Genomic DNA, 25,029 nt, shown 5'->3' with positions numbered 1-25,029 from the left:
GCGGCAAGCTGTGGCGCAGCTACTGCCGGCCGATGGGCCGGCCGCCGCCATCGCGCACGGTGCCGCCGCCGGCGTCGTGCAGCACGGCGTCGATTCGCACGGCCTGGGCCGGAGAGAAGGCGCCGGTCTCGCCTTCGGGCGCGATCGCCTGCATTCGCACGTAGTAGGTGCCGGGCGGCAGATCCTTCAGATGCAGGAAGCCTTCGGATCGCGTCACGTCGTGCACGCGCTCGGCGAAGTCGCGCTCGCGCGAGACCTCTACGTGATATCGGAAGCCGGGCACCGCGGTCCAGTAGATCTGCAGTGCGCCGTCTTCGCCGCCTACCCTGGGCGCCGGCACCGGAGGCGGCTCCACCATTTCGAAACGCTGGCTCGCGCTGAAGGGTCCCTGATCCGGACTTCCGTCCGGCGTCAGGCCCACGGACGCCACACGCCAGAAATAGCGGCCAGGGGGCAAGGGGGCCGCGCGCCGGCATCCAGAGAGGGCCTCATCGTCGAGCCGCAGGGCCCCGAAGGCCTCATCGCTTGCGACCTGCAGTCTGAAGCGCCAAACGCCGGCGGGTTGGGTGCAGCTGAACTCGACCGTGCTGCCCACGATCTTCTCTCCAGGCGATGGTCGCTGCGAGAGCGGCGCCACCGGCCGTGCCTTGACGCGAAGCGCACGCCTGCTCTCCAGGCCCGAAAGTCCTTCGGCGTCCACCGCGCGTGCACCGACCGTATAGTTGCCGTCCTCGAGGCCAGCGAACTGCAGCTCGGCGCCCCCGAACGCGCCATTGCGCACCACCTGCTCCATCGCCTCGTCCCTGGCGATTCGGACCCGGTAGGCCGCAACGCCCGGGACAGCAGGCAGCGGCAGGCGAACGAAGTCGAGGTCGGTCACGGTCGAGGGCAGACCTGCCAGGTCGGGCGCAACCGGCAGCTTGCGCACGGGCCCCGCCACGCCGGTGGAGCTCACGCGCGCGCCCTCTCCCGCTCGAAGCCGTTGCTGCCGGATGCCGCGCCGGCCCGCATCGGGCCCGAGGCCTTTCAGGTCCACGGCGCCCTGCGTGACCTCGCCGGTGACGCCGGTATCGGGCTGCAGGGCCACGCCGAACTCGGTGCCGCGCACGCTGGCCACCGCCAGCGGCGTGCGGATCTCGAAGCGGCTGGAGGGGCTGCGCTGCGGCTGCGCGGAGGCATCCAAGCGGCCTGCTTCGAGCTGGATCAGGGTCTCGCTGGCATGCAAGGCCTCCTGCTGCCGCACACCGACCAGTCGCACCCGCGAATTCGCAGGGATGCGCACCAGCGAGCCGTCGCCCATTTGGAGCCGTACATAGCCATCGGCGCCGACCTCGATGCGCGTGCCCTCCGCCAACCGTGCGCCCGCCTGCAGGGGCTCGGGCCGCTGATCCTGCGCGGCGAACTGGCGAGCCTCGCCCGTGACGTAGGCCACCGTCGCAAAGCTGGGGGCAGCGGCCAGCAGCACGGCGGGAATGCGCACCCGGGTGCCCGGATCGAGATGATGTGGATCCGCGATGCCGTTGTGCCGCTGTATCAGGGGCCAACGATCGGAGCGGCCCGTGTAGCGCTCGGTCAGGCCGAACAGGGTTTCGCCCGCCTGCACCGCATGAACCAGATCCGGCAGCGCGGTGGGCTGGGGCTGGGAGAAGGCCAGCGCGGCATGCAGCGCCAGCAGCATGCTCGCAATCCATCGCCCGATGCGCCATGCCCTGCAGCGTGCGGCCCGCGCCGTACGCTCAGCCGGCATGGCTGTCATCGGCGCCGAGCATTTCGAATCGATAGCCCTGTCCGTAGATCGAGGCCAGGCGGTAGCCGCTTTCCGGGCGCAGGCCGAGCACCTTGCGCACACGCGAGATGTGCGTGTCCAGGGAGCGCGACATCAGTTCGGTTCCCGGCGGATTGCTCGCGCCCCAGATCGTCTCCAGCAGGTGCTGCCGCGAAATCAGGCGCCCCGAGTTGCGAAACAGGAACAAGGCGAGATCGAACTCCTTCTGCGTCAGCGCAACTGGCCTGCCATCGATCTCCAGGTGCCGGTTCCCGAGCACGAAGCGGTAGCGCCCCCAGACCTGCTCTTCCGGCTGCGCGTCCAGGTAGGCGCGCCGCAGCAGCGCACGCACGCGAGCGGCCAGCTCGCCGACGCGCATGGGCTTGACCATGAAGTCGTCCGCTCCCGCCGCCAGTCCCTCGACGATGTCGCGCTCTTCATGGCGGTTGGTCACGAAAAGAATGGGGATGCGGTCCTGCAGATTGGCCCGGACCCAGCGAACGATCTCCGGTCCGGTGATGTCGGGCAGGTGCCAATCCAGGACGAGAAGATCGAAGGTCTCGCGCTGCAGCTCGCGGCGCAATGCGGCGCCTTCGGCGAATACATGGCAGTCATGCCCGATTGCCTGCAACGTGCACTTGACGAGGTCCAACTGATCGACGTCGTCGTCCAGTGCTGCAACTCGCATTTTCTTCTTCGACCTTCCAGTGATTGCCCGGCGACGGGGCCCAGTTTCGACAAGCCGCAAAGTGTAGGGGCTCGAAGGCACTCTCGCGGGCGCGGATTGTCAAGCAATGTCAATTCGCTGCGAATTCGTGCCGGATTTGCCGCTCGCGCGGTGCATCCGAGAGCGGTCGGGCGCGGCAATTCTCATGCATTGTCAATTCGATTGTGGAGCGCAGGTCGGGTCACTACATTTCCGCTCCATAGACGCACCCAGTCCGGATGCGTGATCCCGAAATCTTTCAACGCATGTACGAGTTTCCTCGCCCCATCGATCTGCTGCAGCGCCTGGCGAACACCAGGCTGCCCATCCGTATCGCCGACCACGGTGAAATCGAGACATTGAGAATCCTGAAGCTGAGCGGCTCCATCAAGGCCGCCATCCCCGACGCAGCACGGCTGCCCGGCGGACTCCAGCGCAGCCACGCGCAATCGCCCGCGACCGTCGACGAGATCACTCGGCTCGGACGCATCCTGCTGGACCGCTTCGCGAGTCGCTCCCCAGGCAGAACACTGGCTCACCCGCGCACGCAGTGCTTGTAAGCACCACCCGCTCACTGCCCTAAACCAGCATCTTCAATCCGCAAAAGGCCGCTGCATTAGAGGCCGCCCCCGGCTAGGGAGGCACGCAGCACCGGCCACACCACAGTACCGCGCGCACAGTTCATTCAAGTGCGCCATTTGCTCTCGAACACTAGGACTCATGTCATGAACAGGATATTCCGCGTCATCTGGAATGACGCCCTCGCCCTTTGGGCCGTTGCATCCGAACTCGGACGCGGACACGCGAGATCGACCACCGCCGCGCAGGGCGTCGTCCTGCTTGCGGCCACTTTGCTGGCGGCGGCTTCCTTGCCGGCCGCGGCCGCGTGTACGACCGACACGAACGCCAACACGATCAACTGCACGGGAACCGACCAGGCCGCCACGGTGGGCACCGGACCGGCGACGCCGGCAGGCACCGCGGTCGTGGTCACTTCGGGCGCGACAGTCAGCACAGGCAACAGCTCGGCCATCAGCGTCGGCAACACAGCCAGCATCGTCGTGCAGAGCGGGGCCACCGTTCAGAACAACGCCAACAACGGCGGCGCAACGCCCTACGGATCCATCGGTGCAAACACGATCGAGATCAACAACAACAGCACGGTCACCATCGAGGCGGGCGGGGCTGTCACCGCCAGCGGCGTGGGCACCAATTCCGAGGCCATCAATCCCGTCGGCAGCGGAAACACCATCACCAACCACGGCACCATCAGCTCCGCGCACACGGCGATCTGGTTCCAGGCGAACAGCGGCGCCAACACCGTCGTGAACACCGGCGCGATCATCGCGGGAGCCGGTACGAACTCGAACACTGCGACCGTCATCGGCGCCAGCGGCACGATGGCCGTCGACTTCACCAACAGGGGCAGTCTCACCGGCTCGCTTGCCTTCGCCGGTGGCAGCGATGCGTTGCGCTGGTACACGGGCGCCTCGATCACCGGCAACATCAGCGGCGGTGCGGGCACCGACCTGCTCACGCTCAACAGCGACAACAACGCGACCGGCACCTTCGCGCCGCTGTCTCTCGCCGGATTCGAAACGCTGATCAACGACAGCGGAACCTGGAATTTCAATGTGGCGCTGGCGCCAGCGGGCATTACGAATACCACGGTTCTTGGCGGAACGCTCATCCTGGGGGCCGACAACAGCGCCTACACAGGCAGCATGACCGTCGGTTCGGGTGGCGTGCTGCAGAGCAGCGCGCAGTTCGCGCCGGCGGCGATCACCGACAACGGGCTCGTGCGTTTCGCCCAGCCTGACAGCGCAACCTACGCCGGACTGGTGAGCGGCACGGGCGGCATCGAAAAGACCGGCGCGGGCACGCTCACGCTGACGCAGGATCAGGCCTTCACGGGTACCACCACGGTCAGCGCCGGTGTGCTGCAGTTGGGCGATGGCGGTACCACCGGCTCGGTGAGAGGCAACATCGTCGACAACGCGACGCTGGTCGTCAACCGCTCGGACGCACTCACGCTGTCGGGCACGATCAGCGGCACCGGCTCGCTCGTGAAAGAAGGCGTCGGCACCACGACGCTGACCGCCGCCAACAGCTACGCAGGCGGTACCGCTCTCAAGCAGGGCCGGCTGAACGTCGGCAACAACCTGGCGCTGGGCACCGGCGCGCTGGCGATGGACGACGGCACCACGCTCGGCTTCGTTGCCGACGGACTGAACCTCGCCAACGCGGTCGTGCTGACCGGCAACAACGACCCAGTGATCGACACCGGCAGCTTCAGCGCCACGCTCAGCGGCAACATCAGCGGCGGCGGCTTCATCACCAAGCTGGGTAGCGGCACCCTCACGCTTTCGGGCTCCAACAGCTACACCGGCGCAACCGACGTGGCCGAAGGCACCCTGAAGGCCGGCGCTACCGGTACCTTCAGCGCGGCCTCGGCGCACAGCGTGCAAAGCGGTGCCACGCTTGACCTTGCTGGCTTCAGCCAGACGGTCGCCTCGCTCACCAACAGCGGCACCGTCTCGCTTGTGGGCACCGCACCGGGCACCACCCTCACCGTCAACGGAGCCTATGTCGGCAACAACGGCGTGCTGCGGCTCGGCACGTTCCTGGGCGACAGCGCCAGCGTGAGCGACCGGCTGGTGCTCAACGGCGCGAGCGCCTCGGCCAGCGGCAGAACCAGCGTGCAGGTTACCCAGCTCGGCGGGCTGGGCGCACTGACGACGGGCAACGGCATCGAAGTGGTCTCCGCGCTCAACGGCGCCACCACCACCGCGCAGACCACCAAGGATGCGTTCACGCTTGCGGGCGGCCATGTTGATGCGGGCGCCTACGAGTACCGCTTGTATGCCGCCGACGCCAGCGGCGCTGGCGAGAGCTGGTACCTGCGATCGACCACCACGGCGACGGCAACGACAGGCTCGAGCGAATCGACAGGCAGCACAAGCACGATCGCCGTACAAGTGCCCACCTATCGCGCCGAAGTCCCGTTGCTCTCCGCGCTGCCCAGCCAGGTGCGCCAGACGGACCTGGCCATGATCGGCAACCTGCACCAGCGCATTGGCGACGACGACGTCAAGGCCAGCGGCCCCGCATCGACCGGCACTGAGCGCCGAACCTGGGGCCGTGCGATCGCCACCAACATCGACATCCGCCAGCAAGGCACCGTCAGCCCCCACAGCAATGGCAACGTCAAGGGCTTCCAGGCCGGCACAGACTTGTTCGCCACGTCGAACTGGCGTGCCGGCGTGTATGCCGGCCAGCTTGACGGCAGCGTCAAGGTCAGCGGCTTCGCAAGCGGTGTCGCCAACCTGGCCGTTGGCTCCAACGACCTGCGCAGCCAGTACCTGGGCGCCTACGGCACCTGGACCGCCGATTCTGGCTTCTATGCCGATGCCGTGCTGCAAGCCGGACGGCACCGCTACACCGTCGAGCCGCTGTCGACTCTGCGCAGCGCGGGCAAGGGCGACAGCCTGATGGCATCCATCGAAGTGGGCCAGGCCTTCGCAATGGGCGAGAGCGGCTGGAAGATCGAGCCGCAGCTGCAGCTGATCCACCAGCACATCGGCTTGAACGACATCGCAATCTCCGGCGCGGGCGTTCGGCAGGACAGCGACGACGGCTGGATCGCGCGCGTCGGCGTGCGCCTGAAGGGCGAGATCGCCACGGGCCTCGGCACGTTGCAGCCCTACGGCCGATTCAACGTCTACAAGGCAAGCGGTGGTGCCGACGTCGTCCGCTTCATCGGAGCCGCCGCCACGACCGACATCACGAGCCGCACCGGCTCTACCGTCAGCGAACTGGCCGGCGGCCTCACCCTGGCGCTGAACCAGACGACCAGCGTCTACGGCGAAGTCGGCAAGCTGTGGGCCTCGGGCGGCGCCACGGATGTGAAGACTTCCGTGCAAGGCTCGCTCGGGTTGCGCATGAAGTGGTGAGGGGGCGCGCCGCGCCAAGAGCCGATCCTTGGCGCGGTGTATCTCGCACAGGACACACGTTGAAGCAGGTGCATCTCCTCCCCCTGTCCGAAAAGCAATCAACGAGACATGCGCGCTCCTTGAGCGAGCATGTCTGACTCATTGCTGCCGATGGGCGGTAACGCGCTGGCTTCATGCGTCACCTCGCTGGGCACGAGATTGCAGGCAGCAGCGGGGTCTGTCTGGGACGCGCCCCGCGGCAACTATGACCGTAGCGGGGTTCTCAACAACGGGCGCACAGTCATCAGGAACTGATGCGCTTGGTGAGCGCGCGGGTGGTCAAGGCGCGCGACGGCGGCGTCTTGATCGCCGGCGACGAGATGCATTACCGCGCCAGCAAGGACAAGGGCCGTGCCTACCGGCAAACCTGGTGGTGCGTGCCGCTCCTGCTATCGCTTCCACACGCGTCCGTTCTCGAACTCGAAGTCGCCGAGTAGTGCCAGGAGCGCTTCGATCTTGGCTTTGTCGTATTCCATCGCATCGTCCTTTGATGCTGGGCATGAGATGCTCGGTACGCATCGTGCCCCCCGATTGAGATCAAGCTTTGGAGCGCATTTTCTCCCCCGTGGCCGAGGGGTGTCGCAGCAATGCTTGCGCATACTTTTCGATTCCGAATCGGAAGGTGCCTCGGAAATTGATGTGCCCGAAGTGCACCGGTCCCATGCGGCGCAGAAACGTGTCCTCGACGTTCATGCCATCCTTGCGAAATCGTTCCACGACGTCATTCATGTGGCTGGTGTTCCAGGCCAGCACGATGTTCGTCAACAACGCGTGGGAGCCAGAGATCGCCTTCATCTCGTCGCGCCGGCGACCACGCTCGGGGGCGACTTTGCCGGTATACACCGCGCGCTGCAGTTGGTGCACCGATTCGCCGCGACTGAGCAGCGTATGGATCTCTCGCCGGAAGTCGGGGATGGAGACGTAGTCGCACAGAAAGATGCTGCGCAGCAGCCGGCCCAGATGATCGGCCGCGCGGTACGCGGGGTCCCCTTGCGCGGCGCTGCCAAGCAGGCGCAGCGCGAGATCAGCGCCAATCTTGCCGATCCGGATCGACGCCACCACCCGCAGCAGTTCGTCCCATCCAGAGCGGATCGCCTTGCGCGACAGGCGCTTGATCGTCGCGCGCTCGATGCCCTCCGGCACAGCGAAACCGGGCGGAAGGTACAGCTTGCGTTCGGCCAGATCGCGCAGGCGGGGGCATAGGTCGAAGCCGAGCAACTTGGCAATCGACATGGCCGGGTTCGTGTAGCCGTGCGTGTCCACGGCGAGCAGCGACAGCCGGATGCGGTCTTCGCTGCGGTTGTGCTGCTCGACACCTTCCACCGCCACGCCGGCCTGGCGCTCGTTGAGCACGATCGGTTGGTCGTACACGATGCCCCAGCGGTCCAGCACGTGGGTGTAGATGCCGGCGGCATAGGTGCGCCGGCGGGGATCGGTGCGGGCGCTCCAGAGGTGGCGAGATGCTTCCAGCGACATCATGTCGGCCGACGCCTTGGCGCCGTCGCCCCAGTGCGCCGCCATCGGCACCCGGCCCTGAAACTCAACCACGCGCTCGTTGGCTCTGCGCAGGCGTCCGAGGGTTTCCAGCGCACGCATGGTGGTGGAAACGCGCGCCGTGTCCAGGCCCGGAATCATCGCCGCCACGCTCTTGGCATCGATGTCGGTGCCGTGTGCGAGCAGGGCGGCGTACAAGGCGAGCAGTTCGGCGACGGTTTCTGCACGATGGCCAAGCAGTGCTTCGCTGTAATTGCACAGGGCATCGATTTCCAGCAGGAGATCCGGAAACTGCACGTCACCGATCTTCTGGTAGATCAAATCGCGCAAGCGGCGCGGCTCACTTTCGTCGGGGAGCGCCGTCACGGCGGGGAGATGCAGCATGCCGTCGTCGGCGCCGATCTCGAGGGCGCCCTTCTCGCAGGCCTCGGATACCGCGGCGACGCTGGCGCGCAGGTTGTCCAAAAGCGGATCGAGCAGAGCATCCACGTTGACCGGCAAGCCCAGCAAGGCCAGGTACTTGTCCCGGTCTCGCGCCCATTCGTCCGGCGCGATGAGCATCTGGTCGCGCGATCGAAAGCTCAGTGAATGATCGATCCAGACGCGGCCGTTCCTCAGGCTCTTGCGCAGCGACATCATGGTGCACGCGGCGAAGGCATGCAGACCGAAGCGTGGGTCGACGTCGTACACGAGATCGTGCCAGGCGACGCCCACATCGGGGAGCGCAAAGTCGCCAGGGAGTTCGGCCGCCTTGGCCGCCTGCAATTCGCGCCACGCGCTCAGTTGCTCGAAACCCGGATCAGCGGCAAGACCGCCGAAATCCAGATCCTTCAGACCGCCCAGAAACGCCTTGACGCGCTGATTGTCGATCGACAACGCCTTCCGCACCTGGGATACGAAGCTCTTTGGGGGCGCATCGAGCATCTTGCTCAGCAGTTGGTCGGCTTCGGCGCATCGCGCGTCCAAGGTTTTGGCCGGATCGCGCAGCACGTCGCGTGCAAGGCGGGCTTGATTGCGCGCCACGGTGTCCGAGCGATCTCGGCTCGCTCTCGCCTCTTGCGTGGCCTCCCGAAACAGTTGTTGACTGCGCCGCATGCCCTGCTGCATCGCGATGTCGGTGAGTTCGAGCAGGCTCACGCGCAGGAAGCACACCAGTTCGATGGTCTGTCGCGCTTCCTTGAGTTCGCGCGTCTTGGCTGGGCGTCGCGCCTGCACCTGCTGCGCATAGGCGCGCTGCTTGGGCAATGCGACACCGGGGAGCGGCCACTCGTGTACGCCCAGGGACTTGAGGTATCGGACCTTTTCGAGGGTTTCGTTGAGTGTGCTCGGGCCGTGCCGCTTCGAGGGGGTCTTGAGCCATTCGAGATGGGTGACCTCACCGACCGGGCGCAGGCTGTAGGCCGATTCACGGCAGTGTTGCAATACGGCAGGCGTTACCTCGCCAGCGATCGCGCTGTGAATGTGGGCCTCGATCGCGGCTAAGGCGCCACGTGCCCAGTCCTGCACGCGGCGTGGACCGGGAATCAGGATGTGGTGGTCGTAGAGCCAATGGCAGGCGGATGTGACGAGATCGTCGGAATGAGCCGCCTCGGCCGCGTGGAGCGCAAGGACGCCCATGAGCTCTGCTTCGCTCTCGGCATCAAGATCCTTGAGACCAAGATGATTCTTGGCCCACTGTTGATGCTCATACAACGTGGGGCGGCGTTCATAGAGGCTGCGCAGGCTCGCAATCGTCAACAAGGGAGCCTGAAGCGTCTCGGACACATACCGCAGCAGATTGCGAGGCAGCACGGAGAAGCGGTCCATCGGCCGTCCGGACGCCCGCAGGAACAGCAGTTGCAGCGCGCCCGCAACCCGATGGGCAGATCGAAACCGCTCGCGTATGGCATCCAGATCGGCCGCGCTGAGTTGGAAGAACTGCTGGAGGTCGAAATCCGTCAGGCGGTTGGGCAGACTTTCCAGCCCGACAAAGCGATAGGCGTAGGTGGACATGACCGATTCTTGATGGTTGGCCGCGAACTCTACAGCGCCAACCAAACCTGCCATCCAAGACGATCTGGAAACCATCGCAGCGGCCCGGAAGCCGCGCCAGCAAAGGCTTTGCGGAGAAACCGTATCAAATTACACGGAAAGTACGACCGCCCCCAGTTGCGCCACCAGCGGCTGCTTGCCGTCGGCCAGTTCCTCACGCCGCTCGGCCTCCAGCACCTTGACCTGCTGCTTGACCAGAGCCAGCCGCGCGCTCTCGCGCTCGATCTCGGCACGCAGCAATGGCGGCACTTGCTCGCCATGGCGTGCCCACCAGGCGGGCCAGTCGCGTCCGCCGATGATGACGTGCGGGCGCAGGTTGTGCTGCACGAGCAGCGAGCCGATGCGGTTCATGTGTGAGATGCGCTCCTTCGTGAGTCGGGCGAGCTCGCGGTGCGTGCGGCGCGCGTCTTCGTCCTCGGGCGTGGGCTCGTGCACCACCGACCACACACGCTCGCCGCGGTGATGGCGCAGCAGCATCGCCAACAGCTTGTCGCCATCGATCCGGTCGGTCTTGGCCTGGTCTTGGCCCGCCGGGCGTGCCGGTTCACCTCGATGCTGGAGGAGTCGACCACGATGTTGTCGACTCCTTGCTCGACCAGCCAGCGGTGCAGCCACCAGCCGTCGCGGCCTGCTTCGTAGCACCAGTGCACCCGAGCCCCCTCGAGCTTGCAGCGCTCGCGAGCCTTGCTGATGCAGTGTGCAACCGCGCCCGTGTCGCCGGCCTCCACGTTGTACCGGCTCGGGCCGCGGTGACCATCGCTCGCCGTCACCTTCCAGGACTTGTCGCCGAGCTCGAAGCTCATATACAGGTCGCCCGCGATCGCCGTATCCTTGATTTGTGGGACTGCCTGGGTTGTCGACATTTCCATCTCCTTTGCCAAGAAGTTAAGGAAATCCCGTTCTAACCAAACGGGTCTCGCTCGGGTAGTCCCACATAGCATCTTCTCAAGGTCGCGAACTGACGTTCCGGGCCCAATCCGGAACTACGCTGCGATGAATTCGACGCCCTGAAGCCGACCTTCGGGTTCACTCTACGGGCGGGAGACCAGAGCAGCATTTGGCGGCGGTGTTGTTGCAGGCCGACCCGGATCAGCGCACGATTCGAGCTCATGTCCGGCCTCCATCACCTTGCACGCGGTCGCCGGGCTTGCGGAGGCCCAAATGTCCCTCGTCGTAACTGTGGTTCATCTACGTGCCCTTGCTGCTGGTCCTGTCCTGGCTCATGAGCAGGGAGGACAACACATGATCGCCGGCCGTGCGCACTGGACCTCAGGTCGGGCATCCGCACTGCTTGTCGCCCTTAACCCCGCCGCGTTCGGCCGGAGCGAGGCCGAAGCGGGCCAGAGTAGAAGAGCGGAATGGGGTTCGCCCATTCAGCGAACACCGGAATCGAACCAGCGGTCCCACAAGGCAACATCGTCTTCGGTCAGATTGCCGCTGCGAATGCGCAGCGCCACCACGTCGCGCACGTAGTCGTAACGCGCCTTCGCTCCTTCGGCGCGCGACTTGAAGAGCCTGCGGCGCGCATCGAGCAGGTCGGTGATCCGGCTCACCCCGAGGTCCAGCCCGACTTCCTGCGCCTTCACCGTCTGTTCAAACGCACGAACTTCGGCCGTCGTCGAGCCAATGCGAGCATGGTTTGCTCGGGCACTCAGCCAGTGGGTGACGATTTCCCGCTCGACCTCGCGCCTTGCCGCCTCCAGCTCTTGTTCGGCCGCCCCCTGGCGCGCGACTGCTTCTCGCGTCAAGGCGTCGACCCTTCCACCCTCGTAGATGGGCACGCGCAATTCGACGCCAACGGTCGCCACGTCGTAGGGCGGCTGGCGACGGTTGTCATAGCCTTGATCGGAATGGATGTACGACATCGTCGCTGCCAGGTGCGGCAGATGTTCAGCGCGGCTGGATGCATAGGCACGTCGAGCCGCTTCCACCGCTTCCGCAAGGGCCAGCAAGCGCGGGTAGCTGCGCAGTGCATCGTCGACCCACTCCTGCTGCGTTCCAGGCACCGCATCAAAGCTGGTTCGGCTCAGCGAAGGCACCTGTGTCACGGCAATGCCGCACAGTTCCGTCAGTCGCGCAAGGGCCACGGCCTGGTTGTTCCGTGCGTCGATCGTGCGGGTGACGAGGCTCTGGGCGTAGGCCTCGGCCTCGGCCAGGTCGGTGACCTTGGCCATCTGCCGTTCGCGCATCGCGCGCAGGCGATCGACCTGACGGGTTGCCGCCTGCGACTCTGCGGCCAGCCATTCAAGTTCGTCTTGTGCCGTGAGCGCTTCCAGATAGCGGTCCAGCACCTCGTCGAACAATGCCAGGCGGGCCAGTGCCAACTCTTGATCGCGCTGCAAGACTGTCGCCTGCGCCGATTCCCATCGGCTTCGCGAGGCTTGGTCGTAGAGGCTCTGCCGCAGGATCAAGCTGTTGCGCCGTCCGGTATAGGGCTGGTTGCCGATCGTCGTCGCATCGTTGTATTGGTTTCGTGACAACCCACCCAGCGCCAGCACCTGCGGCAACAGGCGGCTGCGCGCGCCGTCCGACTCGGCACGGGCGCGATCCACGCCGTACTCGCGCGACCTCAGCATGGGATTGCCCTTGAGCGCAGCGCGGTAGAGCTCGGCAAGCCCCTGTGCACTCGAGGCCACGGGCAGCGTGGACAACACGAACATCGTGAGCAGTGGGACCAGTGAAGATGTGCAGCAAGCGAGGAGTATCACGACAGTGCCTTGCTCAATCTTGTCTGAACGAGCGGGCCACGGTATCGGTCAGCGGCGCAATCAGGTAGTTCAGGAAAGTACGCTCCCCCGTGTAGATCAGGACTTCGGCGGGCATGCCGGGCACCAGTTCGAACTTGGACTTCGTCAGTGCCTGCAGGCTTCCGGTGGAGATTTCAACGCGCGCGAGGTAGTAGGGGACCTTGCGGCCTTCGGTGTCATCAAACAGCCGGTCGCCCGACACGGAGATCAGGCGCCCGTCGATGCGGGGAAGATCGCGCTGCTTGAATGCCGGAAAACGCACCTCGGCCAGCTGATCGATCCGCACCTGGTCGATGTCCTGCGGCGAGAGTTGTGCCTCGACGACCAGCTTTGCGTTCTGCGGCACGATGTCCAGGATGCGCTCGCCGGGCTTGATCACCGCGCCCAGCGTATGGACGGTCATGCCCAGCACCATGCCCGCTTCAGGTGCGCGCACCACGGTTCGGGTCACCATGTCGTCGAGCGCGCGCACCTTCTCCCGAACGGTCGAGAGTTCGCCCTGCACTTCGGCGAGTTCCTTCGCGACCTCGCGCTGCAACTCCTTGCCGAGTTGGAGGATCTTCACCTGCATCTCGCTCACCTGGAATTCGGTGGCCGCCAGGTCAGCCACCAGCGAGCCCTGTTCTCCCTGAGTCTGCGCAACGTTGCGCTCCATCTCGCGCACCCGCTGACGTTCGGCGTATCCCTGCTTCAGCAGCGCCTCGAAATCGACCCGTTCGCTCTCGTAGGAAGCAATCAGGCTGTCGCGGCTTTTCTTTTGCGCCGCGAGCCCCGAGGCCTTGGCGCGCAGTTGCTGGATCTGTCGTTGGTAAAGCGTGACCTCACCGTCATGTGACTGCTTGCGGACCAAGAACGTCTGCAACTGCACCTGCATGGCGTCGGCGGCGCGCGGGTCGCTGCGCGCCTCGGCCAGCTCCTTCGGGAAGACCACCTGGGAGTGGCTGTCCCTTTGAGCCACGAGGCGGGCCTCGCGCGCGAGCAGCGCGAACAGTTGCCCACGCAATGCCTCGACCTCGGCCCTGGGCTGTGTGTCTTCCAGCGTCACCAGCACATCACCCGCCGAAACAAGCTGGCCGTCGCGCACCTTGATCTCGCGAACAATGCCGCCTTCGAGGTGCTGCACCGTCTTGCGGTACATCTCGACCGAGATGACGCCCGTGCCGATGGCCGCACTGCTCAAGGGTGCGAATGCCGCCCACAGACCGATGCCCCCGAAGATGGCCGCGACCACGGCGAAGCCCACGCGACGCAAGCGCCGCTCGGCCGCGACGTCGGCGGATTCGGGCGGGGCTTTGGCGTTAGTCATTGGCCGCGCCTGCAATGCTGACATGGGCGTCCGCGGCCCTGCTGACCGAGGCCGGCCGCGCGACCCGCGCTGCGGCCTGCTGCAGTTTCGACGTGACCTGATCGCGCGGGCCGTACAGCGCCAGCTTGCCTTCCACCAACAGGAGGATTCGGTCGACCTGACTCAGCACATGGGTCAGATGCGTCACGATCACCACCGTGCTGCGCATGCGACGCAGCTCCAGCAGTGCGCGATGCAGCGCCGTGTGGCCCGCTTCGTCGAGATTCGAATTGGGCTCGTCCAGGATCACGATCTTCGGCGCCTTGTACACGGCTCGCGCCAGCGCCACCCGTTGCCGCTGTCCGGCCGACAGCACGAAGCCGCTGTCGAGGCGGGTCTCGTAGCCATCGGCGAAGCCGAGAATCATCGCGTGCACACCTGCAAGCTCCGCGGCCGCCACCACTGCATCCGGGTCCACGTCGCCGAAACGGGCGATGTTCTCGGCCACGGTGCCATCGAGCAACTCGACGTCCTGGGGCAGGTAGCCGATATGGCGTCCCATCGACTCGCGCTCGTATTGGTCGAGCTCTGCGCCATCGAGCCGCAATTCACCGGACTTCGGTTTGTGCAACCCGAGCAGCGCGCGCAGCAGGGTCGACTTGCCCGCGCCGCTGGCGCCCAGGACGCCCACCTGGGCGCCGGCGTCGATCACGAGGCTCAGTCCGTCGATCAACGGCGCGCGTGCGCCTGGCGGCTGGATGACGAGCTTGTCGAGCCGGTACTCGCCGTGGGGCTCTGGCAGTGGCATCGGCGCAGCTCGATCGGGCGTCGCCGCGAGAAGCGCCGAAAGGCGGCCATAGGCCGCGCGTGCGCTGACCACGCCGCGCCAGTTGCCGATCAGCGCGTCGATCGGCGCCAGCGCGCGCCCCAACAGGATCGACCCGGCAATGACCGCGCCTGCACTGATGTCGCGACGCAGGGCCAGGTAGGCGCCCAGACCGAGGATCAACGTCTGGACGGTCAGGCGGAAGGTCTTGGACAGCGCCGAAATGAGACCGGCGCGACGGCTGGCCTGGTTGTGGGAACGCAGGGCAGCGTCGTGCGCTTCGGACCAACGCTCGCGCAGGCGCGGCAACATGCCCATCGATTCGATCACCTCGATATTGCGAAGATGCGCCGCTGTTTTCAGATTCGCCTTGGTCTCGTGCTTGTTGGCGTCTTGCAGCAGATCGCGGGTCGCAACCTCATTCCAGACCGCGAGCACCATCAGCACCAGCGCCGCAAGGATGGCTGCGACGCCGAACCACGGGTGGACCATGAACATCACTGCGACATAGATGGGCAGCCATGGCGCGTCGAGGATCGCGAACAGGCCCTGGCCAGTGAGAAACTGACGGAGCCGGTCCAGGTCGGTCAGCGGCTGGGCGTCGGCATGCCGCCCGCCGCTGGTCAGCGTGCGCGTGAAGATCGCGTCGTGAACCTTCGGGCCCAGCAGGGCGTCCAGGCGCATGCTGGAAACGATCAGGATCTGTGCGCGCAGCCACTCCAGTCCACCCAGCAGGATGAACAGGAACACCACGATCAACGTCAGCATGAGCAGCGTCGACTCGCTGCCGCTCGTCAGCACCCGGTCGTAGACCTGCAGCATGTAGATGGCAGGCAGCAGCATCAGCAGGTTGACGAACAGGCTGAAGAATGCAGCGGACATGAATGAGGCGCGGCAGGCGTCCAGGGCCGCTTTCAAGGCCGTGCCGCTGCCTGCATCACTCGTCTTTTCTTTCGCGTTCATCGCGCCTTTGTTTCCGTTTTCCCTCGTACGGATTGCTCCAACACCGCGCCACGCGCCGCGCGGCTTCAGAAGAAGAAAAAGTCCTGGGGATTGGCGCGCAGCACATCGACCGTCAGCTGGCCGGAACTGTCGTGCAGATGGATCTCGCCTCCTGCAGCCGGCACGATGTCGACATCGCCCGCGCCGGCGCCCGGCTGTAACGCATTGCTGTTCAGAACCTGCTGCAGGGTCATGCCAGGGAAAAGATCCTGGTCCAATCCGATGAAATCGTGACTGCCGCCGGTGGCGCTGAACTGGAAGACTTCGGTGGTGGCAAAGCCCTGGCGGAACATGAAGGTGTCGCTCGCCGCTTCGGACGTGAAGCTGGTGGCCGCGTCCTTCACGACCAGCGTGCTGGACACCTGGCTGGTCGCAGCGCCGGTGGCCGGGTCGATGGCAGCTGCCGTCACGGCGAAGCGGCCCGAGACCGAACCGGGGGCCAGGCCGCTGGTCGGCGCCGGCAGGGCAAGCGCCACGCTCGCCGTGCCGCCCGCGCCCAGCGTCACGTCGACGAAGCTCGGGTTCTGCAGGACCGTGTTGCCTTCGTGGCTGCCGAGCGGGATGTCCATGCCGACGCCGCCGATCTCGGAGGCGGCCAGGCGCACGGTCTGGCCGGCGGTGCCGGATATTTCGACCACGACATCGTTGCCGGGGCTGCCGGCGCCCGCATTGAGGCCGGGCAGGTTGGCCTTGAGGATGCCGCCCACCGCGTCGGTCACCAGCGGCGTGCCGCCGGCGGTCGACATCGAGAGCACCGGTGCTGCCGGCAGCAGACTCGAGCTCAGCGTCGCCATGCCGCCGCCGGCGCTGCCCTGCGTGAACACCTCGCCGCCGAGGGAGCCGCCATCGACCGTCCCGACCGTGACCGAGGCGCCGATATGCTCGAAGCCCGAGATCGAGCCCGACTCGTTGGGGCCGGGCGCCGGCCCCTCGATGCTGGCGGGGTCGGCATCGAGACGGAACGCGAAGGTCTGCCCGGCGGCGAGGCCGGCGCCGCCGAAGGTGACGACCAGCGTCTTGTAGCCGCCCTCGGTGACCGGGTTTGGCCCGTACGCCCAGGTCGCGCTGACCGGCACGGAGCCGTACGGCGTGAAGTCGAGTGCGGTGGTGTCGCCGAAGGTGCCGAATGGATCGAAGACGGTGCCGGCGATCAGGCTGTTGTGCAGATCGATGGTGAGCGTCCGGATCGCGGTGGTGCCGGTGTTGGTGAGCTCGTAGGCCGGCTCGGCGAAGGTGCTGGCGTTGAGAGTGGTGCCTGGCGTGATCAGCAGGCGTGCTGACGCCGCGCCGCCGCTGCTGTCGTCGTTGAGGATCGTGCCGGCGGCGGCCGCGCTGCCGATCGCGGTGCCGGCGCTGGGATTGGACAGCGTGACGGTGAAGTTCTCTGCGGGCTCGACCGTGCTGTCGCCCGCCACGTTCACCGTGATGGTCTTCGTGGCCTCGCCGGCCGCGAAGCTCACCGTTCCCGTCGGGAACACCCCGCCCGTGAAGTCCGCCGCCGTGGCCGGGTTGGCGCCGCTGCCGGTCACGGCGTAGCTTGCCGTCGAGGCCCCCGTCGTGCTGCCGGTTCGGGTCACGGTGAAGGTGAAGGCGGTGCTGCCGCTGTTGCCCTCGTTCAGGCTGGCATTCGCCGCCGCGATCGACAGGGTGGGCGATGTCGGTGCCGCCGTGCTGTACACCGCGAAGGCGTTGAGCTTGGCGTTTTCGACGTTGCCCGGCGAGGAGCTGCCCGGTCCGACCTGGATCGACAGCGAGCCGTCGCTCACCGTTGCCTGCTGGCTGATCGTGTAAGCGGCGTTTGCGCCGACCTGCGCGTAGATGTCGATGTTCTGCAGCGGCGCCAGCGCCTGGCCCTCCAGCGACATGTCGAACACGCGCTGACCGGGGCCGGTGATGCCGGCGTAGATCTCGGCCATCAGCAGGTCGACCTGATACGTGCCGTTGGCCACCGGCACCTCATAGGTGTAGCTGCCGCCCGGCGTCCAGCGCTCGTCCTGATACAGCGCATCGTCGGTGGTGCCCGCGATGCCGGCGGCCGTGGAGAACACCTGGCTTGCACCGGTGGTCGGGCCAGCATCGGCCTGGAATACCACGCCGTTGCTCGCCGTCACCTGACCGCCGCCCACGTTCACCGCCGTGACCAGCGTCGGCGTCGCCGAGCTGTCGTCGTTGAGGATGGTGCTGGTGGCCGCGGTCGTGCCGATGGAGGTGCCCGCACTGGGATTGGACAGCGTCACCGTGAAGTTCTCGTTGGACTCGACGGTCGCATCGCCAGCGACGTTGACCGTGATCGTCTTGGTGGTCTCGCCGGCGGCGAAGCTCACCGTCCCGGTCGGGAAGGCGCCGCCGGTGAAGTCCGCCGCCGTCGCCGGGTTGGCGTCGCTGCCGGCCACCGCATAGCTTGCCGTCGAGGCCCCCGTCGTGCTGCCGGTTCGGGTCACGGTGAAGGTGAAGGCGGTGCTGCCGCTGTTGCCCTCGTTCAAGCTGGCGTTGGCCGCGGCGATCGACAGCGACGGTTCGGGCGCCGTGTCGTCGTTGAGGATCGTGCCGGCGGCGGCCGCGCTGCCGATCGCGGTGCCGGCGCTGGGATTGGACAGCGTGACGGTGAAGTTCTCTGCGGGCTCGACCGTGCTGTCGCCCGCCACGTTCACCGTGATGGTCTTCGTGGCCTCGCCGGCCGCGAAGCTCACCGTTCCCGTCGGGAACACTCCGCCCGTGAAGTCCGCCGCCGTGGCCGGGTTGGCGCCGCTGCCGGTCACGGCAAAGGCTGCCGTCGACGCGCCGGCCGTGCTGCCGGTGCGCGACACGGTGAAGGTGAAGGCGGTGCTGCCGCTGTTGCCCTCGTTCAGGCTGGCATTCGCCGCCGCGATCGACAGGGTGGGCGATGTCGGTGCCGCCGTGCTGTACACCGCGAAGGCGTTGAGCTTGGCGTTTTCGACGTTGCCCGGCGAGGAGCTGCCCGGTCCGACCTGGATCGACAGCGAGCCGTCGCTCACCGTTGCCTGCTGGCTGATCGTGTAAGCGGCGTTTGCGCCGACCTGCGCGTAGATGTCGATGTTCTGCAGCGGCGCCAGCGCCTGGCCCTCCAGCGACATGTCGAACACGCGCTGACCGGGGCCGGTGATGCCGGCGTAGATCTCGGCCATCAGCAGGTCGACCTGATACGTGCCGTTGGCCACCGGCACCTCATAGGTGTAGCTGCCGCCCGGCGTCCAGCGCTCGTCCTGATACAGCGCATCGTCGGTGGTGCCCGCGATGCCGGCGGCCGTGGAGAACACCTGGCTTGCACCGGTGGTCGGGCCAGCATCGGCCTGGAATACCACGCCGTCGCTCGCCGTCACCTGGCCGCCGCCCACGTTCACCGCCGCGACCAGGGTTGGCGTCGCAGCGCCATCGTCGTTGAGGATGGTGCTGGTGGCCGCGGTCGTGCCGATGGAGGTGCCCGCACTGGGATTGGACAGCGTCACCGTGAAGTTCTCGTTGGACTCGACGGTCGCATCGCCAGCGACGTTGACCGTGATCGTCTTGGTGGTCTCGCCGGCGGCGAAGCTCACCGTCCCGGTCGGGAAGGCGCCGCCGGTGAAGTCCGCCGCCGTGGCCGGGTTGGCGCCGCTGCCGGCCACCGCATAGCTTGCCGTCGAGGCCCCCGTCGTGCTGCCGGTTCGGGTCACGGTGAAGGTGAAGGCGGTGCTGCCGCTGTTGCCCTCGTTCAAGCTGGCGTTGGCCGCGGCGATCGACAGCGACGGTTCGGGCGCCGTGTCGTCGTTGAGGATCGTGCCTGTCGCCGCCGCCGTGCCGATGGTCGTGCCGGCGCTGGGGTTGGACAAGGCGACGGTGAAGTCCTCACTGGGCTCGACGGTGCTGTCGCCCGCGATGTTGACCGTGATGGTCTTGCTGGTCTCGCCGGCGGCGAAGCTCACCGTCCCTGTCGGGAACACCCCGCCCGTGAAGTCCGCCGCCGTGGCCGGGTTGGCGCCGCTGCCGGTCACGGCAAAGGCTGCCGTCGACGCGCCGGCCGTGCTGCCGGTGCGCGACACGGTGAAGGTGAAGGCGGTGCTGCCGCTGTTGCCCTCGTTCAGGCTGGCATTCGCCGCCGCGATCGACAGGGTGGGCGATGTCGGTGCCGCCGTGCTGTACACCGCGAAGGCGTTGAGCTTGGCGTTTTCGACGTTGCCCGGCGAGGAGCTGCCCGGTCCGACCTGGATCGACAGCGAGCCGTCGCTCACCGTTGCCTGCTGGCTGATCGTGTAAGCGGCGTTTGCGCCGACCTGCGCGTAGATGTCGATGTTCTGCAGCGGCGCCAGCGCCTGGCCCTCCAGCGACATGTCGAACACGCGCTGACCGGGGCCGGTGATGCCGGCGTAGATCTCGGCCATCAGCAGGTCGACCTGATACGTGCCGTTGGCCACCGGCACCTCATAGGTGTAGCTGCCGCCCGGCGTCCAGCGCTCGTCCTGATACAGCGCATCGTCGGTGGTGCCCGCGATGCCGGCGGCCGTGGAGAACACCTGGCTTGCACCGGTGGTCGGGCCAGCATCGGCCTGGAATACCACGCCGTCGCTCGCCGTCACCTGGCCGCCGCCGACATTCACCGCCTTGACGAGCTGGCTGGTCGGCCCTGTCGAGGTGATGAGGATGTCGTCGAACGATGCCTGGAAGGTGTTCTGGCTGCCCTCACCGGTGTTGCTCGACCACAGGCCGACGGCGAGGCCGCTGTCCTTGCCCTGCACCGCGTAATCGCCGTTGATCGCGGTCAGGATCGAGGTGCCGGCGAGGTTGATGGCGTTGCCGGTCACCTTCACCGGCCCGCTGCTGCCGGTATAGGTCACCGACGGCGTGGCCTGCGACGTCGCGCGATTGACCAGGAGCTCAAAGACCAGGTTGCTGCTGGCAGGCGCTGTCGCGACGCCCGGCGCGTTCAGGGTCTGCGAGGCGATGACGGCGCCGTTGCTCTCGAGTTGGAACAGCATGCCGTTGGGCCCAGCCACCACCTTGAGGAAATTGGACTGGTCGCCGGTGCCAATGAAACCGCCGATCTCGCGCACCGTGGGCGCTGTGGGCAGCCCGGGGAACGGATTGACCGCCGTCCACTTCACATTGAAGGTCTGTACGTCCGGCGCCAGCACCACGCCGGTCTGGAACACGAACTCGCCGGTGTTGCCGCTGCCACTCGCCGTCCCCGTCGATACTTCCTCGACCACGACGAGACCACCGCCGGCGGCGGTGCCGATCTTCACGTTGGTGAGATCGAGGCCCCCCTCGGCGACAGGCGCCACGAAATCGCGTGTGCCGTTGGCCATGTGGCCGGTGAGGCCGAGGAACAGCCCGTCGGGGCCGGGTGCGCTGTCGCCGGCGCCGAACTGGAAGTTCCAGTTCAGGCTGGCGTTGCTCGCCAGGAACGTGCCGAAGCCATTGGCGGCGTCGGCCTGGAACGGGTCGACGGTATTGAGCAGGCCGTCATCGTCCATGTCCGGATCGCTCCCAGACGCCTGGTCGCTCGGTGTCAGGGCCACGATCTGGTCGGCGCCGATCAGGGCGACCCAGATGGAGCCACCCGGCCCCTGGACCAGGTCGAGCGGCGTGCCGCCGAGTGTCGCGAGTGTTGTGACGCCCTGCACGGTGACGCCGTCCGGCGCGAGCTGGATCAGCTTCAGCGTGCCGTCGAACGAGGCGGTGATCAGGTCGCCCTTGATCTCGCCGTTGAAGCTGGTCGCGGTGTACTCCATCAGGCCATTGGTCGAGGCACCGAACTGCGCCAGCGATTGCTGCCCGGCGGTGAACTGGCCCTCCTGGGCAAGCCGCGCGGCGGAGGAGGTGAACTTGGAAGGGTCGATCACGAAGCCCGGCGCGATCTGCACCCCGGACGGCACAGCCGCTGCGGCATTGGGGATCGTGGCAATGACCTGCGGCTGGGATCCGTCGGCATAGGACAGGACGGAGCCGGTCTGGTTGCCACGCGTCGGATCCGGATGGCCGTAGTAGCTGCCGTCGGCCAGCAGGTAGAGAGAGTCGAGACTGCCGGGGCCGTCGTTGTTGAACTGGTTGGTCGGCTTGCCGTTGGCATCGAGGATGGGCACGCCGCCGAGACCCCCGTTGCTGCCGTTGTCGATGGTGAAGAGCTCGCCCGACTGGGTCAGAACCGCGTCGAAGGCGTTGCGCAGGCCGGTGGCAAAGATGCGCAGCGGCGCATCGGCCGGCAGGATCGCCTGATTGAGGCCGTCATTGCCGCCGAACGGTCCGCCCACATCCAGGCCGCCCGCAGTCTCGTTACCAGTCGTGCCATTGTTGGATACCGTCGGGTCGTCGAGTGTGGGCAGGTCATATTTGTAGGTGCTGGTAACGCCGGGAGCGTAGGTGAAGACCTTGTTGGGAATGGCCTCGAGTGCCACGAGGTCGATCTCGAGCACGGCAGCGCTCAGCGCATATTCCGGCGTGTTGGAGAAGAAACTCGAAGGCGCGCCGTTGTTGGTGTTGCCGCCCTGCACCAGGTAGAGCTTGGTGCCGTCGGCGCTCAGCGCCATGCCGTTGGGCGAGTGGTTCTCCTCCGAGCGCGGCAGGCCGCGAATCAGGTCGACTTTGGTCCAGCTGGCGCCGTTCCAGGTTAGCTTGGAAAGAATTCCGGAGTTGGTGTCAAGATTGAGATCGCCGAACTCGGCGATGCGCGGATCGCTCGAGGTGACGTAGATCACGGGATTGGCGGCGGTTCCCGCCACCAGGATGCCGGTGACCTGCCGATCGGTAATCGAGGTGTTGAGCGACCCGTCGTCGTTGTGATTGGGGATGCTCTGGATGAGGCCGAGCGTCTGCGCCTGGACCGCCGACCACTGGCCGGGCGCCGGCTGGGTGACATCGTAGATTCTGAGGAGGCCGTCCTGCTGGGCGATATAGAGCCGGCCGTCGGGGCCGAACTGCAAGCTGGTCGGATTGGAAAGTCCGTCGGTTATTCCGAATATTACAGCTTGAGTAGCGAAAGAGACTGCCATTTGGGCCTCCTTGACACGCAACAGACAAACAGGCGGGCCGGCGGGGAGGCTCGATTTGGACAAAGTGATAGCGTTGCTGGAAACACGCGGCCGGCAGCCGCCGCCTCCAGGGCACAGTTCACCAGTCAACGCTACGCCCCGTCAGCGGCGAGCGGCGAATCCTTCAAGTTGAGCCAAAAGTCCACACATCCCAAGTTGATCGTAGCAGAGCATCTATCGATTCTTGCTGTTTTTTACAGGCGACGAGTCGCGATCCATGACCATTCGCCGGTCCACAAATGTCTCGGAGGGAGCGGCTAAAAACGGAGGCGAAGCTTTGAGGTGACACGGTGCGACGATCGCCATCTTCGAAACTGTCACGCGGAGCTGCGCATGCGAATCACAATCCAGGCGGTGGTCGACCGTGAAGAACCAAACAACGATCCCTGCGCCGACTCGCCCGCGAACTCGGTCAGCAGCTCGTGCCAATGTCCACCCAAGCGCGAACCACGAACCCATCTGCAAACAACGCCAACTCATGAACTGTGACGTCGTCATTCAGGTTCATGGAAAGGACTACCCGAGTCACCCCCGTTTATTTAGTTACCTGAATCCGTGAGCTCAGTGACGAGCTGAGCGAGTCTGCTCGACTGTGATGCCCACTGCCACGAGATCGCGACCGATGATGCCCGCGCACACGGACGACGCCGGCAAGTTGGCTCCACGGGGCAAGTGGTTTGTGCCTTCGAACTTGGTTGGCGGCACATCACCGACGCCGCAACGTGCGTTGGACGCACGATTTTGGAATCCGTGGGGAGTAACAGGCGTCTTTGCGTCGCGCTATCCGCACGCGGCAAACAACTCGCCGTGTACGCGCGCGAAGGCCCTTGCTGCACGGTCATTGGCCCCCAGCCCGAGGATCAATTGCCGACCATGTTCGATGAGTCGCCCGGCGCGGTAAACGAGTTCCTGCATCACGGTCTTGATGCGCCGGCGCTTGGCCGCATGGCGCACCGGCGCATCCGGCCCATGCAGGCCGGCCTGGCCCATCAAGCGCAGGATGTTCATCGCCAACGCAGCCAGCTCGCACACGACGTAATTGGTGTCGAACTTGCCCGAGGGCAGCCGCTCCAGATCGAGGTCGGTCTTGAATTCGGAGTGGAACTGCTCATGCGTGCCGTGGTCGGCGTACAGCGCGATGACGGCTTTCGCATCGAACTGTTTGGCGCTCAGGCTCGTGCTCCAGCCCTCCAGCGTGAGCTTGGGCTCGATCAACAACTGGCCCTGCGCATCGATGGTGCGCTCGGTCAGGCGCAGCACGCGGCGCAGGGGCCGCTCGATGCCTTCGATCTCCAGCGCCTGTTCCCACAGCGTCACGCGTTTGCCCGCGCGGGGATGCTCCCAGAGCGTGGTGGCGTCGGCCTCAAGCCGCTCGGCCAGCGCCGCCACGTCGCTCGTGCGCGGGTTCCACTTGATCAGCCAGTTCAGCTGCGGCACGCCTGCGCGGTTGTACGACTCGATCTCGCGCATCAGCGCTGTGGAGTCGAAGCCCGCGTCCAGCCGCGCCAGGATCGGCGCCTTCGGACCGGCCGCACTCAGGCGCTGCGCCATCGGGATCACACGCTCGAAGTTGAATTGCGTCTCCGACGCCGAGTGCTGCACGCCCGGGCGCAGCGCCAGCTCCAGGCAGAACCCGTGCGAGCCGAGGTACGCCGCCAGCGGACAGTAGCCATCGACGCCTGCATAGGTACGGCCCACGCCGTCCTTGACAGTGCCGCCGTTGTCCATCGCGAAGGTGTCCACGTCCAGCGCCAGCCAGCCGCAAGGCAAGACGCCATAGTCGAGCCGCACGTCGGACAGCAGCGTCTCGATCAGCACTGGCAGGAAGTCAAACAGCTCGACAGCGCGGGCGTCCATGCGCTGGCGCAGCGTCGGGCTGGAGGGCAGCAGCTTGATGCCCAGCGCCTGCTTGAAGAAGGCATCGCCGCGGAAGTTCTCGATCGCATCGAAGTCCGACTTGCCTTGCACCAGCAGGCCCAGGTAGCTGCGCAGGATGTCGCTGTTGGCAACGCCACTTCTCACGGGCAATGCGGCATCGAGTTGCTTGAACACCGGTGCGAGTCGATTCAGATAATGACCCACCAGCGCCAGGCCGGCCACCGGCGTAAGGTCGTAGTCGAGTTGCTTGACGATGAAGGGGCGCATTCGAAAGATTCAGG

At 66.2% G+C, this 25,029-nt stretch carries 11 protein-coding genes and 1 pseudogene; 3 read left to right on the top strand and 9 right to left on the bottom strand.

Annotation, left to right across the window (positions count from 1 at the left end; translation table 11 throughout):
* Window positions 1–19 precede the first annotated feature (19 nt).
* Both ACSQ9I_RS34520 and ACSQ9I_RS34515 read right to left on the bottom strand, forming a co-directional pair.
* A complete protein-coding gene (locus ACSQ9I_RS34520; RefSeq protein WP_436316489.1) occupies window positions 20–1,678 on the bottom strand; it encodes a FecR domain-containing protein in 1,659 nt (552 codons plus the stop codon).
* Window positions 1,679–1,736: 58 nt separating this feature from the next.
* Window positions 1,737–2,453, bottom strand: coding sequence for a response regulator transcription factor (locus ACSQ9I_RS34515; RefSeq protein ID WP_436316487.1), 717 nt, complete (start codon window positions 2,451–2,453; stop codon window positions 1,737–1,739).
* Between the two features lie 257 nt (window positions 2,454–2,710).
* On the opposite strand from ACSQ9I_RS34515, the gene ACSQ9I_RS34510 reads away from it, so the two are divergent.
* From ACSQ9I_RS34510 to ACSQ9I_RS34500, 3 genes are all read left to right on the top strand, one after another.
* Window positions 2,711–3,031, top strand: a complete 321-nt coding sequence (locus tag ACSQ9I_RS34510) for a hypothetical protein (protein ID WP_436316486.1) — start codon at window positions 2,711–2,713, stop codon at window positions 3,029–3,031.
* A gap of 165 nt (window positions 3,032–3,196) precedes the next feature.
* Window positions 3,197–6,424, top strand: coding sequence for an autotransporter outer membrane beta-barrel domain-containing protein (locus ACSQ9I_RS34505; protein ID WP_436316485.1), 3,228 nt, complete (start codon window positions 3,197–3,199; stop codon window positions 6,422–6,424).
* 293 nt (window positions 6,425–6,717) lie between these two features.
* Window positions 6,718–6,900 (top strand): hypothetical protein, encoded by a 183-nt coding sequence (locus ACSQ9I_RS34500; RefSeq protein ID WP_436316484.1) that lies wholly within the window; start codon window positions 6,718–6,720, stop codon window positions 6,898–6,900.
* A 100-nt stretch (window positions 6,901–7,000) separates the two neighbouring features.
* On the opposite strand, the gene ACSQ9I_RS34495 is transcribed toward ACSQ9I_RS34500, so the two are convergent.
* The 7 genes and pseudogenes from ACSQ9I_RS34495 to ACSQ9I_RS34465 form a co-directional block, all read right to left on the bottom strand.
* Window positions 7,001–9,949, bottom strand: a complete 2,949-nt coding sequence (locus ACSQ9I_RS34495; RefSeq protein WP_436316483.1) for a Tn3 family transposase — start codon at window positions 9,947–9,949, stop codon at window positions 7,001–7,003.
* Between the two features lie 153 nt (window positions 9,950–10,102).
* Window positions 10,103–10,851 (bottom strand): annotated as a pseudogene (locus tag ACSQ9I_RS34490) (IS110 family transposase); the annotation flags it as partial.
* A 510-nt stretch (window positions 10,852–11,361) separates the two neighbouring features.
* A complete protein-coding gene (locus ACSQ9I_RS34485) occupies window positions 11,362–12,639 on the bottom strand; it encodes a TolC family outer membrane protein (protein WP_436316482.1) in 1,278 nt (425 codons plus the stop codon).
* 70 nt (window positions 12,640–12,709) lie between these two features.
* Entirely contained in the window at window positions 12,710–14,065 is a 1,356-nt protein-coding gene (locus tag ACSQ9I_RS34480; RefSeq protein ID WP_436316481.1) for an HlyD family type I secretion periplasmic adaptor subunit, read from the bottom strand.
* A complete protein-coding gene (locus ACSQ9I_RS34475) occupies window positions 14,034–15,809 on the bottom strand; it encodes a type I secretion system permease/ATPase (RefSeq protein ID WP_436316480.1) in 1,776 nt (591 codons plus the stop codon). The genes ACSQ9I_RS34480 and ACSQ9I_RS34475 overlap by 32 nt, the downstream gene beginning before the upstream one ends.
* A 65-nt stretch (window positions 15,810–15,874) precedes the next feature.
* Window positions 15,875–22,762 carry a malectin domain-containing carbohydrate-binding protein gene (locus tag ACSQ9I_RS34470; RefSeq protein WP_436316479.1) on the bottom strand — a complete coding sequence of 2,296 codons (6,888 nt, stop codon included), beginning with the start codon at window positions 22,760–22,762 and terminating at the stop codon, window positions 15,875–15,877.
* Between the two features lie 888 nt (window positions 22,763–23,650).
* Window positions 23,651–25,015 carry an IS1380 family transposase gene (locus ACSQ9I_RS34465; RefSeq protein ID WP_436298218.1) on the bottom strand — a complete coding sequence of 455 codons (1,365 nt, stop codon included), beginning with the start codon at window positions 25,013–25,015 and terminating at the stop codon, window positions 23,651–23,653.
* Window positions 25,016–25,029 lie beyond the last annotated feature (14 nt).

This window comes from Variovorax sp. LjRoot84 (assembly GCF_964254305.1).
Taxonomy (GTDB): Bacteria; Pseudomonadota; Gammaproteobacteria; order Burkholderiales; family Burkholderiaceae_C; genus Variovorax.
Note: the sequence above shows the minus strand (reverse complement) of the source record. Positions and strands in the feature narration are given on the sequence as shown.

Bases quoted from the DNA above. Each gene is read 5' to 3' on its own strand.
- ACSQ9I_RS34515 (WP_436316487.1), bottom strand. From the start codon at position 2,453: ATGCGAGTTGCAGCACTGGACGACGACGTCGATCAGTTGGACCTCGTC.
- ACSQ9I_RS34480 (WP_436316481.1), bottom strand. From the start codon at position 14,065: ATGTCAGCATTGCAGGCGCGGCCAATGACTAACGCCAAAGCCCCGCCC.
- ACSQ9I_RS34495 (WP_436316483.1), bottom strand. From the start codon at position 9,949: ATGTCCACCTACGCCTATCGCTTTGTCGGGCTGGAAAGTCTGCCCAAC.
- ACSQ9I_RS34465 (WP_436298218.1), bottom strand. From the start codon at position 25,015: ATGCGCCCCTTCATCGTCAAGCAACTCGACTACGACCTTACGCCGGTG.
- ACSQ9I_RS34510 (WP_436316486.1), top strand. From the start codon at position 2,711: ATGCGTGATCCCGAAATCTTTCAACGCATGTACGAGTTTCCTCGCCCC.
- ACSQ9I_RS34505 (WP_436316485.1), top strand. From the start codon at position 3,197: ATGAACAGGATATTCCGCGTCATCTGGAATGACGCCCTCGCCCTTTGG.
- ACSQ9I_RS34520 (WP_436316489.1), bottom strand. From the start codon at position 1,678: ATGCTGCTGGCGCTGCATGCCGCGCTGGCCTTCTCCCAGCCCCAGCCC.
- ACSQ9I_RS34500 (WP_436316484.1), top strand. From the start codon at position 6,718: ATGCGCTTGGTGAGCGCGCGGGTGGTCAAGGCGCGCGACGGCGGCGTC.
- ACSQ9I_RS34475 (WP_436316480.1), bottom strand. From the start codon at position 15,809: ATGAACGCGAAAGAAAAGACGAGTGATGCAGGCAGCGGCACGGCCTTG.